We start from the raw sequence: 12,460 nt of genomic DNA on the forward strand, positions 1-12,460 counted from the left end.
TTAATATGAATATTGAAATCAGAGTCAGTACCATGGAAGAAGCTTATACATTGATGGAATCTCAGGTAAATATAATAGCAGTTGGTGATGAGAATTGTGTATATAAAGTACCAAAATATGATGAAATAAGGGATTTAGTCAATGTGGCACATGATAACAATAAAAAAATAAGGGTTGTATTTCCAAAAACACCAAATATACATTTTGATAATATGCTTATGCTGTTAAAAGAAATAGCAAACCTTGATGTTTTAGTAACTATAAATGATTATGGATTAATGTTTAAAGCTAAAGATATAAAATTGATGAATGGTTTTGCAATCGGTAGAGTTTTGGCATTCTCTCTACTTACATCTAGTCCTTGGTACGATCTTCTTGTAGAGGGTGAGAACCAAGAAACAAAAAAAGCGCTTGCAACGAGTAATATGGATAGTACATATAAATTAGACTTTGTAAAAACACTTGGTGCTAATGAAATTGAAATAGAATATTTGAAAGAAGTCTGTGAGAATACTGAAAGAATATTAGAAAAAGCATTTAAAGTATCAGCCCATTATGAATCTTGTTTGGTTGGTTATAGTAGGTGTTGTCCAGTTAAAAAAATGCTTCAGGAAGAAACAAGTACTTGTGCTGAAGAGATTGCATGTAGTGAACCATACTATATAGATTTCAGAGAAAAATTTAATACTATACCTGTTCAGAATAAAAAGAACTATAATTCAATGACACATTACGTTGAAGATGAACTGATTAAGAAGATTTTCACACCACTCATGGTTGTTGGAAATGGACTATATAAGAAAAATGAAAATAATAATTTTGAGTATAAAGATGTTTCCACTATGATTATCAATAGTGTTTTCTATGATAATAAGGAACATTTAGAATATATATTCGAATTATTAAAAATAAAAAAGGAGAAAAGCGAATGTTCAATAGTAAAGAAACGGATAGGATAAAAAACTTGGTAGAAAGTTATCTAGAAAAAAATGATAATATCGACCAATGGGACAAAGATCTAAGAGACCAATATCACCTTGATGCTATTAACTTAATCCTAGATCTAGCTAAGGACAATGAACACTACAAAGGAAAAATGCACAAATTAGATGATACTAAGATTAACAACTTAGAAGAGTTTAAGAAAATTGAGTTTACAACAAAAGATGAATTAAGAGGAAAACCGTATAAGACTGTATGCGTGGATAAAAGCAAATTAGCACAATTAAATATTTCAACAGGGACAACAGGTGGAGACAACATTTTCTGCTTTTATACAATGAATGATTTATATTGTAGCGAAATCCAAACTAAATACCCAGAGCTTATTCCAGTAAAAGAAACAGATATTATTGTTAATGCTCTACCATATGAGATGAGCTCAGCTGGAATATCTCTACAAAGAGTTTTCCAAGTAGGTGAAAGGGCTATTGTTCTTCCAGCAGGTAAAGGGGGAGTGTATTCTACGCCTAAGAAAACTGTGGAGCTTATGCATAAATTACAAACAGAAGTTTTAATGACATCTCCATCCTATGCAGCAACTTTATATGAATATGCACTTGAGAGCGATTTAGATCCTATAAAAGACTTTAATCTAAATAGGATTTGGCTTACTGGTGAAGGCTGTAGTGATACATATAGAAAAAGAATTGAGAAAATATGGGGGGCTCCAGCATACTTCTACTATGGTTCACTTGAATGTGGTTCTCTAGGAATGGAATGTCGATATAGAAATGGCTATCACATTCCAGAAGCTCATGTCTATATAGAAATTATTAATACTGAAACTGGTGAGACATGTGAAGAAGGAGAAATTGGTGAAATAGTAACGACAACTTTAGTTAGGGAAGGTCAGCCATTTATAAGATATAGAACTGGTGACTTAGGAACTATTGAAACAGTTGAATGTGAATGTGGTATCAAAGAAAGAAAGATAGCTGTTAGAGGTAGAGTATGCGATCAATTAAAGTTAGATGGTAGAGTATTTTCACCATTTTATTATGAAGATTATCTAATGAAAGTAGAAGAAGTCGGGTTATGGTATCACTTAATTGTTAAAAGTGATGGATTGACAATTAGAGTTGAAAAGAATTATGGTACTGATATTAGCGATGATGAATTAAAAGAAAAAGTTGTGAAAGTGATAAAAGAGGGTACTGGAACCATTCCAATGGTAGAAGTTGTTGATAAAATACCAAGAGTTTTAACAAAAGCAGTAAGAGTAATAAAAGAGGGTTAAAAGGAGGTTTATATGTTAGCTATTGAGGTAGAAAACTTAACAAAACAATATGGCAAACATTTTAAAGCGGTTGAAAAGGCAAGTTTCTCTGTTAAAACCGGAGAGATATTAGCACTACTTGGACCCAATGGTGCTGGTAAAACAACATTATTTAAAATGATGACATCATTAAGCAAGATTACGGAAGGTAAAGTAAAGATCTTAGGATATGATTTGCACAAAGATGAGTATAAAGTTAAAAGCTTAATCGGTTATTCATGTCAAGAAATTGGGCTTGATCCAGAATCTTCCGTTCTTTTCAATATGCGATTATTCGGTAAGTATCAACATATATATAGAGATAAACTGAAAAAAAGAATAGACTTTTTGCTTGAATTATTTGAGCTAAGAGAAGTGAAGAATAAAAACATTAAATTGTTATCAGGTGGAATGAAAAAGAAAGTAGAAATTGCAACGAGTTTAATAGCAGAACCAAAAATATTATTCTTGGATGAACCGACACTTGGATTAGATATAGAGTCTAGAAAAAAATTATGGGGATATATTGAGCAATTAAACGAAGAAAAAGAAATGACAATAATTCTTACTACCCATTATTTGGAAGAAGCAGAGAAATTATGCGATAAATTAGTTATTCTAGAATCAGGTAAAATCATAAAACAAGGGTATATCAATGATTTGAAAGAGGAAGTTGCTAATGATCTAATAAAGATTAATTTTTCTAAATATGAAGAACATGAAGCTATTGAATATGCTTATAGCAAACTTGTTAACTTATCATTTGTTAAAGAAGTAAAAAAAGTTAAGCAAGAATTAATTGTATCAGTGTCAAATGGAAGAAGTTATATTACAGATATCTTAGATGAGACGAAGAACTGGAAATATAATATTAAGAGCATTATGGTAACAGAAGCTTCATTAGAGGATATATATCTGGAACATACAGGTAACTATATTAGAGAGGTGTAATTTATGAATTTTGTTAATGATATTTTTACAACAACTCAAAGATATCTGAAATCACAAGTGCAAACACCGTACTTTTTAGTTTTCAGTATAGCGCAACCTATATTTTGGCTTATAATTTTTGGACAATTATTTCAAGGCGTATTTACGACAGGAGACTATAGCTATATTCAGTTTATAACGCCTGGTATAGTAGTAATGAATGTTTTATATGATGCGGGTTATTCAGGAATGAGTGTTATAGAAGATATTCAACATGGTGTTTTCTATAAGATACTAGCATCACCTACTAATAAATTAGCTATTGTCATTGGTAATTTATTAGCTTCCTTTGTAAGTATTTTTATTCAGGTGACAATTGTAATTCTTATTGCTTTAATGCTTGGATTTAGCTTTTATGGTAATTTATTAGATTTATTTATCATGATTATAGCAATTGGTTTATTAGGCTTTGGTGTTTCAGGCTGTTCTAAGGCATTAGCATTTTTCACAAGGAAAGATGATCCAGTGGTTATTATAGTTAATTTCATTACTATGCCTCTTATCTTTCTATCCAGTATTTTATTACCAGCAGAAAGCATGCCAAATTGGGCTGGAAAACTTATCCTATTTAACCCATTGGAATATGCAGTTAGAATAGTAAGACAATGCTGTTACGGAACTGTTAAAGATGCAAACGTTGGTTACTATTTGCTTATTCTACTTTGCTTTGCATTAATAGGAGTCATTTTATCTACATTAGGAATTAAGAGGACAACTGATTAGAATAGGAGGAAAGATAATGATTATTGATGCTCATACACATATATCAGATACAGAATATGGAAATATAGACATTTACGAGAAGGAAAGTGCTGCAGCTGGTATAACGAAATCGATTTTATTTCCAGGTGGAAGTATAGATGTTCGTAAAATGACAAGATATATTACAATGAAAGACGCTCCACCCAAAGTTCCATTTAATAATAAGCTTATAGGAGATATTGTAAAAAGAAATCATGATAAGTATAAGGCTTTTATGGGGATAAATCCAAAAGCGTTTAATACAAATGATACACTTGATATTCTTGAAAAAGGAGTTAAAGAAGAGGGTTTTGTAGGATTGAAGCTGTCACCTACCTCTCACCAATTTTCATTTTTTGATGCTACAGTGCAAGAGCTTTTCAAGCTATCTGGTGAACTAGGGATACCTGTTTATGCACACACTGGTTTTGGTATGGGGATTTCAACCGATGACTTTGCAGCTTGTGCTAAGGATTTTCCTAATACTAATTTTATTTTGGGGCATATGGGATTTGGTCCTGCAGATATTGATGCTGTCATGCATGTTAAGGAATTGGATAATTTATTTATTGAGACTTCTGGAGGGAGTAGCATCATTATTAAGCAAGCCTTTAAAATACTAGGCGACAATAAAATGATATTCGGTTCTGAATATCCAATGCATTCTATAAAAAGTGAGCTTACAAAGGTAGAAGAATTAGAAGTATATGGAAACCTTGACAATATACTATATAAAAACATACAAAATCTTGTTAAGCTATCATGAATGAAGGATCAATTTTAATAACAGGAGCGACTGATGGCATTGGATTTGAATTAGCAAAAAAACTGTCCAGCAATTCTAATAAGATTCTTTTACACGGTAGAAATATAGAAAAATGTGAGAGAGCGATAGAAAAAATTAAATTATCTACAGGCAATGACAATCTAATACCACTTCCATTTGACTTAGAAAGTATTGATGAAATACATAAAGGTGTTACTGAAATTGCAAATCAACATATAGATCTAAAAATAATAATCAACAATGCAGGTATATTCACAAAAAATTATAATGTAACAAAAGATAATATTGAAAAAATGTTTATGGTTAATCATTTTTCTCAATTTATCTTAATTCAAGAATTGCTTAAAGTAGAGAAGTTAGATTTAAAAAGAATCGTTAATACTGGTTCACTAGCACATTTACATGTTAAATTTGATGTCAGCCATATAGTTGATAGTACTAATTTTAATCCATATAAAGTATATGGCGCGTCTAAATTATATTGTTTAATGCATGCCAATCTTCTGAGTGAGAAGTTAAAACACAGAGGTATTGATGTTAATTGTTATGATCCTGAATTCATCAACACAAAATTAAGTAGAGAAGGTTGGGAAATACCTCCCAATGGCACCTTGAAAAATGCAATTAATACTGTTATATCTATTTTAAATAATAACTTTGAGACCGGAAAATACATTAGTAATGAAAAGGTTATTGATGGAGCTAAGGGTTCAAGTAACGACCATTATATACAAGAATTATGGAACTACAATTGCTTACTCTACGAAAGAAAAATAAATGAAAGGAAATAAAACGTGAATCATTATTATGAAGATTATCTAAAAATTAATTTACCATTCTGCGATTATGAAACAAGTACTGAAAAGACATATAATGAATATAGCTACTATTTTAACGAAGATGCTATGTCAAAAATAATAGCTATAGGGAGAGAACATAACCAAGATATATATACGGTAGCCGTTTCATTATTAATACAAAACTACATTGATTATGATGATTTAGTATTATCAATTCTTACTAATGAAAAATCATTAGTAAGAGTGGATAATAGAGATGATACAACAATAATGGAACTGATAAACCGAATGAACCAAACAAAGATTATTTTTAATAAGGAGAACATTGATTTAAAAGATGTAGATATTCTAATTGCTTATAACGCATATAATTGTAATCTGGAATCATTAGCACCATATGAACTTATATTTGACTTTAGTAATATTAAGAATAAAGAACTTTTAATTCGATACAACGCTTCTATTATTAATCCTAATTATATTGATTTACTAGCGAATAACTTAGAGATGACATTATTATCTTTATGTGAAGATTTAAATGCCAAGACGAGCAAGATAGACTATATTTCTCATTATGAGTGTAAAATGCTCTGTGAATTTAATGATACTGACAAAAGATACAACAACAATCAGACAATATATGATTTGTTCACAACACAAGTAGCATTGACACCTGATCAAATAGCATTAAAGTTTGGAAATCGTGCTGTAACATATTCTGAACTCTTTAAAGCATCAAGTGAATTGGCCAGAGAACTAGAAAGCATATTATCGCATCGAAGAGAACCAATAGGTGTCTATATTAATAGAAGCATTGAGATGATTGTAGCTATGTTTGGGATCATGAAAGTCGGGTGTCCATATGTCCCATTAGATCCCAAATACCCAGATGAAAGAATAGATTACATTATTTCTCGATGTCAGATGAATTATGTATTAACCCATAACAAGACTAGTGGAAAAGAGTTAAATAACGTAACAAAGTTAAATATTGAAAATCTTTCCTTGCATAATAGAAGAAAATTAGAAACAACTGTCATACCGAAAGACGTTGCTTATATTATTTTTACATCGGGTAGCACAGGTAACCCCAAAGGAGTTCTAATTGAACATAGGCAGATTGTCAATACATTACAGTGGCGTAAAGAATATTATAGATTTTCAACAGCGGATTCTGTGTTGCAATTACCTTCTTTTTCTTTTGATAGTTCAGTAGAAGATATATTTACTCCTTTGATTAGTGGTGCAACCTTAGTTCTCATTAACGATGAAGAGAGGTTCAATATAAGTTCACTTCAGTATTATATTGAAGAATTCAACATAACACATCTAATGATGTTACCTAGCTACTATAGAGTTATATTATCCGATATTTATACAAGTTTAGAAGGCATAAGGAGTATAACTTTAGCAGGTGAAGCAATTAATAAAAGTCTTGTGGAAGACCACTTCAATCGATTACCAAATGTCAAAGTGTATTCGGAATGTGGGCCAACAGAGGCAAGCGTTTGTGCTAATGTCTATGAATTTAATAGTGACAATATACGAGTATTCTTAGGTCCTCCAATACACAATGTAAAATGTCATGTAGTCAATAGAATGAAAAAATTGGCACCGATTGGAGGTATTGGAGAGTGTTGGATTGAATCACCAGGAGTAGCTAGAGGATATTTGGGACAGACATATAACGAAAGATTTATAGAAAAAGATGAGTACGAATTTAATAAATCTTATCGAATGTATAAATCTGGTGATGTTGTAAAGTGGACTTATGATGGAAATATTGAGTTTTTAGGAAGAAGAGATAATCAAGTTAAGATAAGAGGTTTTAGAATTGAAATAGGGGAAGTTGAAAAACACATATTGGATACCAAATGTGTGGAAGATGTAGGTATTGTTGTCAATGAAGATTCTATTGGTGAGCGATTTCTAGAAGCGTTTGTAGTATTCAAAAAAAATAATAACGTCAATGACCTTAGAATAGAACTTGCTAAAAAAGTACCTAATCATTTAATTCCAACTTACATTATTAGTATTGATAAAATTAAAAGATTACCAAATGGCAAACTTGATAGGGCAAATATTAAAAAGAATAATACAAATAATTTGATAGATCATGAAGAGAAATATACTCCTATGGAGGACACACTACACAAAATAGTGGGTAATATCATCAATAGAAAAATATATAGTAGCGAAGAGCCTTTAGAATACTATGGTATTACTTCTCTTCAAATTATTAAGATTATATATGATATTGAAAAAAATACTGGCTGCAAACTCACTTTAACCGATATATACCAGTTAAATTCAATCAATAATATTGTCAAGTTTATAGAATCACAAAACCAAGGTAATTATATAACAGATATTGACAAAGCTGTAACAGAGATAAATTCGAATTTTTGCATAGGCAGTCAATATAAGTATGATGATATGACTCAAGGGAAGTACAGATTAATTCTAGAGAACAAAGACCGTGAAAAAGAAGAGCAGGTTATCCAGTTTATTGATAAGTATTTTGATAAGACTATCTATCCTACTAAGATTATATATGAACCAGATGCAAAATCCAATATGGACTCAGAAACATTAGATCATGAGAGTAATAAAAAGGTTCATGAACTATATTCTAAGCTTAGTGATGACATTAAAAGATTTAATAATGAGTTGCTCTGTAATGAAGAAGAAAAGAAGTTTACTTTTAACGGTATGCAGAGTGGACATGTAATGATACCCAATAGATATACAGGTGATATATTTATAATCGATAATACTGTATCCTTTGAGAAGATACACACAACAATTATTGATATGATAAAATCCCAAATGCTCCTTAGAAGTAGAGCAGTCTACTTAAATGGAGAATGGTATTGGGAAGAACATAGAATGCCTGAAACAGTAGATGTTCCATATATAGATATAACAGATTATTCCTTATCAATGCAAAAAGAGATTATTAAGAAGCTATATGAACAGAATTACTTTGTTGATTATAATAAGAAATACAGAGAAGATGGATGTTTATCTTACACGATTATATTAGTGAAGAGAGCGCTTGGTGATTATATACTGTTATTTTTTACAGATCATATCATATATGATCAAGTGAGTTTTGAAATCATAAAAAAGACATTTGAAACTTTTCAGGTGAATCCATTGAAAAAAGATTTTTCTTATTATGTTTCGATTCTAGAGGACTCACTATCAAGTAATGGTGGAAAGCAAGACGAATTGATTGAAAAATTAAATATGACACAATTTAGTCAATCCATTATCAAATGTTATGAAAAAATGTCCATGTTTCCAAAAGGACAACCAACAAAATACAGTATACGTTTTAAATACAGAGATGATGATATGGATGTATTTAAAAACGCGCTTCGTATGTATAGTCATATTATTGCAGGATTAACCGGAAGTAATAAATTACCAGTATGCATGCTTAACTATGGCAGGAAGTACGGTAATGAAAGTTTTCATGATTCTATAGGAGAATTTGTTGATATACTTCCAATTTTAGTTGATGTGGAAAATATATGTAGTACTTTAAAAAAGCTTGATGAACAAATTGATTATCTAAATAATAACTCCATAAGTATATCTACAATTATTTTTAATAAAAAAATTCGACCATTATACAAACAGTTTCTAAAATTATTTATGCCAGTATCGGATATATATGTACCCAACTTTCTAAAGTTTAATTTTGTAGGATTTACAGATATGGAATCTGATAAGCTCATAAAAGATATTTTAGATAATGAAGAGGAACTGAATCATACTCAACGCAGCGGTGGTATTGTTTGTGAAGTTTTTTGTTTGAAGAATAATGAATTTCTTATGGAGATTGATACAGATTATTATATTGAAATAGATGATATTAAAGGGTATATCCATAATGTATGCAAGAAGGAGGAGATTTATATTATGGAGGTGAGAACATGTTAGGAGAATATTATTTCAGGTTATCAGATTTTAATGAAGAAGAATTAGAGAATGAAATTGATATTATTGCAATTGGTCATATGGGATGCTGTAGAGCACTACCAGATTGTAATGAAATAGTTGAAGTCTTTAATACCTGCAAAAAACATGATAAAAAATTAAGATTATATACACCAAGGGTTCCTCAAGAACATTTTCAATTTATGATGGAATATCTTCAAGAAATCAGTATGCTATTTGAGAGTAATTCTTTTCAATTAGTCATTAATGATATTGGTTTACTACTTTGGATGAAAGAGAACGGTTATAAACCAAAACAACTGATACTAGGGGCAACTTATTCATGGAGTGCAATGCAAAACAGTCTATATGAAAATATTATACGTGATGAAGAAGAGGCCATTAAGCGAATGTATGATCAGGTTAATAATAATAATGACATTCGACTTTCCTTCTTGAAGGAATTAAATATTACTGAAATTGAGGTCCCTTATATAAGAGGAGTTTTAGAACAGGTTGATAGAATTAGAGATAATGGATTTGCGATTAGTGTATTTGAAAAGTTTTTTTTAGCTGGTTTTTCTCGCTCTTGTGTACATTGTAAGATTAAAAATATTAAAGCCTCTGATTGTAACAAAGAATGTGAAGAAGTATTTAAATTAGACATGGATCAGATGTGGGATTATTTAACAGGTTCATTCCCATATTTTATTAATAATCCAGAGATTAATACTTATTATAGCTCATTGTTTGTACATGGAAATATGCAATATAGAGAAATACAGAATAGTATAAAAGGAGATGAAAATCAACTTAATCCAATAAAAGATACTATTATTAAATGTTCTGGATTAGATAAGTTGGATAAAGACTATGAGTATGAAAATAAAATGTCCGGTCAATTCATTAAAAGTAGCTAAGACACAAATAGCATTAGGAGCGACAGAATTATATTTAGGGGGCTCGACTAATGAGCTAGTAAATACAACGTTTGGCGGTAGAGGCAAAACAACTTGGAGTGGTAATAACTGTACTGTTAATGACGAAGAACTAAAAGAAATTGTTAGTTATGCTCATTCTCAAGGTGTAGAGGTTTCCTATACGGTAAATATGCCTATTATGTATCAAGAGATAGTTGATAAATATTTAAAATATGTTGAAGAAGGAATTAATGCTGGTGTTGATTCAATTATTATTGGATCAATTGAAAGTCTATTATTGCTTAATAAGTATAAATACCCTGTAAAATATATTGCTAGTGTTTTTACAGAATGCTATAATGAGAAATTTTTAAAGTGGTTAGAAGAAATGAATGTTAGTGAAGTGTATTTACCACATCACCTCAAATTAAAGGAAATAAAAGAACTTTCAAAGAGTACCTCTATGGATATTGGAGTATTTGCACATTTTGGTTGTTCAAATAGTAATGGCGCTTGCTTTTTATATCATGAAGCAGGAGAAAATATAAATGTAGGATTACCATGCCGAGGAAGCTATGCTGGTTACTCATCATTATCAAAATTAAAAGCATCTAATTATTTAGATGCAGGTACAGACTGTTCGGTATGTTCAATTAAGCAATTATATGATGCAGGAGTTAAGTCATTAAAGATTGTTGGAAGAGGAAAAGATATTACGCTATTAGGTGCATTGACAAAGATTTATAAAATGGCGGTAGACTCTCTCGATAATTTTGATCCTGATGCCATTAAGCAAGAAGCAATACGATTAATGCCTATGATAAAAACTGATAATTGCGATTTGCAAAGATGTAAATATTTGTCAGGAACACCGATATTGAATTCATTTGTTTAAGGAAGGGAGTGATCATATGTATGGAAAAATAAAAAGGCTAGATAAAATATTTGATGCCAAAAGTAACCATACAATTATTGTACCCATGGACCATGGGGCAACAGTAGGACCTATTAAAGGGCTTAATAGCTTAGGTGATACTTTAAAACATTTTAAAAATGAATTTGTAAACGGTGTTGTATTATGCAAAGGACAGTTGAATGACATTGATATTATGAAAAATTGTCATGTGCCAATTATAGTGCATCTAAGTAATTCGTCGCTGTTATCACCATTTCCTAATTTTAAAACATTAGTTGGAAGTGTAGAGGAGGCTATTGCAATTGGGGCTGATGCCATTTCAGTACATATTAATTTGGGGGCTGATAATGAGCATACAATGATTCATGATGTGGGAAAAGTTGCTGACGCGTGTTTTAGATGGGGAATGCCCTTATTGGTAATGACTTATGTAAGAGGTAATAAAGTGACAGAAAATCCAGATAGTATTAAGTTGGCAGCACGTATTTCACAGGAAATAGGGGCTGATATTGTAAAAGTTAATTATACTGGAGATATTGAATCCTTCCAAGATGTTGTATCAGGAGTATCTATTCCTGTGGTTGCTGCAGGGGGAGGGTATGATGATCCAATAAGTGTGATACAAACGGCAAATGACATAATGATTGCAGGTGCATCGGGAATATCTTTTGGTAGAAAAGTGTTCCAAAGCATGGATCCAACAAAATTAACTGAAGCTTTATCCATGGTTGTACACAAGACCCATACACTTGAAGAAGCAATTCAGCATATTCAACTAAGTGATAATTACGTTGAAGCTTCTGATGCATACAGACTAAGTCAGAAATGTAGTTAATACATTTTCATAATTTACATAAAAATTCTTATATACAATTTGTAGATTCTATAAAGTTGCTGAATCCAACATATTGTATATAAGAAATAAGAATCGGTAATTATGAAATTGTCATATATAAGTTGAATTAAATAATTGCTATAGAGCCAGCAATTATTAAGTTCTATTGAACTTGTTGAAATGGGTGTATAGAGGTTTAAGGTCAATATTTATAGTTATATTAAACAATAAAAAAATAATAGAATACGAGGAGCCAGCTATACAAA

10 protein-coding genes are annotated in these 12,460 nt (G+C 30.7%); all 10 read left to right on the forward strand.

The genetic code is table 11. The annotated features are described in order from the left end of the window. Window positions 1-5: 5 nt before the first annotated feature. Genes ACX6CF_RS05180 through ACX6CF_RS05225 form a run of 10 tightly spaced genes read left to right on the forward strand, consistent with a single transcriptional unit; the run spans window position 6 to window position 12,194 of the window. Window positions 6-959, forward strand: a complete 954-nt coding sequence (locus ACX6CF_RS05180) for a hypothetical protein (RefSeq protein ID WP_458784240.1) — start codon at window positions 6-8, stop codon at window positions 957-959. Then, window positions 929-2,239 carry a phenylacetate--CoA ligase family protein gene (locus tag ACX6CF_RS05185; RefSeq protein WP_458784241.1) on the forward strand — a complete coding sequence of 437 codons (1,311 nt, stop codon included), beginning with the start codon at window positions 929-931 and terminating at the stop codon, window positions 2,237-2,239. The genes ACX6CF_RS05180 and ACX6CF_RS05185 overlap by 31 nt, the downstream gene beginning before the upstream one ends. Window positions 2,240-2,251: 12 nt before the next feature. After that, entirely contained in the window at window positions 2,252-3,208 is a 957-nt protein-coding gene (locus tag ACX6CF_RS05190; protein ID WP_458784242.1) for an ABC transporter ATP-binding protein, read from the forward strand. A 3-nt stretch (window positions 3,209-3,211) separates the two neighbouring features. Continuing rightward, window positions 3,212-3,970, forward strand: coding sequence for an ABC transporter permease (locus ACX6CF_RS05195; protein WP_458784243.1), 759 nt, complete (start codon window positions 3,212-3,214; stop codon window positions 3,968-3,970). Window positions 3,971-3,986: 16 nt separating this feature from the next. After that, entirely contained in the window at window positions 3,987-4,754 is a 768-nt protein-coding gene (locus ACX6CF_RS05200; protein WP_458784244.1) for an amidohydrolase family protein, read from the forward strand. Next, window positions 4,751-5,566: an SDR family NAD(P)-dependent oxidoreductase gene (locus ACX6CF_RS05205; protein WP_458784245.1), complete on the forward strand. Its 816-nt coding sequence runs from the start codon at window positions 4,751-4,753 to the stop codon at window positions 5,564-5,566. The genes ACX6CF_RS05200 and ACX6CF_RS05205 overlap by 4 nt, the downstream gene beginning before the upstream one ends. Before the next feature lie 3 nt (window positions 5,567-5,569). Continuing rightward, complete coding sequence (locus ACX6CF_RS05210) at window positions 5,570-9,526, forward strand: amino acid adenylation domain-containing protein (protein ID WP_458784246.1); 3,957 nt, start codon at window positions 5,570-5,572, stop codon at window positions 9,524-9,526. Continuing rightward, complete coding sequence (locus ACX6CF_RS05215) at window positions 9,520-10,443, forward strand: hypothetical protein (RefSeq protein ID WP_458784247.1); 924 nt, start codon at window positions 9,520-9,522, stop codon at window positions 10,441-10,443. The genes ACX6CF_RS05210 and ACX6CF_RS05215 overlap by 7 nt, the downstream gene beginning before the upstream one ends. Next, complete coding sequence (locus tag ACX6CF_RS05220; protein WP_458784248.1) at window positions 10,397-11,338, forward strand: peptidase U32 family protein; 942 nt, start codon at window positions 10,397-10,399, stop codon at window positions 11,336-11,338. Before ACX6CF_RS05215 ends, ACX6CF_RS05220 begins: the two co-directional genes overlap by 47 nt. Window positions 11,339-11,354: 16 nt before the next feature. Continuing rightward, window positions 11,355-12,194: a 2-amino-3,7-dideoxy-D-threo-hept-6-ulosonate synthase gene (locus ACX6CF_RS05225; protein WP_458784249.1), complete on the forward strand. Its 840-nt coding sequence runs from the start codon at window positions 11,355-11,357 to the stop codon at window positions 12,192-12,194. The last annotated feature ends 266 nt before the right edge of the window (window positions 12,195-12,460 follow it).

The sequence above is a fragment of the Vallitalea sediminicola genome, assembly GCF_054408565.1.

Excerpts from the sequence above, each read along its gene's own strand:
- ACX6CF_RS05215 (WP_458784247.1), top strand. The coding sequence starts at position 9,520 with ATGTTAGGAGAATATTATTTCAGGTTATCAGATTTTAATGAAGAAGAA.
- ACX6CF_RS05195 (WP_458784243.1), top strand. The coding sequence starts at position 3,212 with ATGAATTTTGTTAATGATATTTTTACAACAACTCAAAGATATCTGAAA.
- ACX6CF_RS05225 (WP_458784249.1), top strand. The coding sequence starts at position 11,355 with ATGTATGGAAAAATAAAAAGGCTAGATAAAATATTTGATGCCAAAAGT.
- ACX6CF_RS05200 (WP_458784244.1), top strand. The coding sequence starts at position 3,987 with ATGATTATTGATGCTCATACACATATATCAGATACAGAATATGGAAAT.
- ACX6CF_RS05190 (WP_458784242.1), top strand. The coding sequence starts at position 2,252 with ATGTTAGCTATTGAGGTAGAAAACTTAACAAAACAATATGGCAAACAT.
- ACX6CF_RS05180 (WP_458784240.1), top strand. The coding sequence starts at position 6 with ATGAATATTGAAATCAGAGTCAGTACCATGGAAGAAGCTTATACATTG.
- ACX6CF_RS05185 (WP_458784241.1), top strand. The coding sequence starts at position 929 with ATGTTCAATAGTAAAGAAACGGATAGGATAAAAAACTTGGTAGAAAGT.
- ACX6CF_RS05205 (WP_458784245.1), top strand. The coding sequence starts at position 4,751 with ATGAATGAAGGATCAATTTTAATAACAGGAGCGACTGATGGCATTGGA.
- ACX6CF_RS05220 (WP_458784248.1), top strand. The coding sequence starts at position 10,397 with ATGAGTATGAAAATAAAATGTCCGGTCAATTCATTAAAAGTAGCTAAG.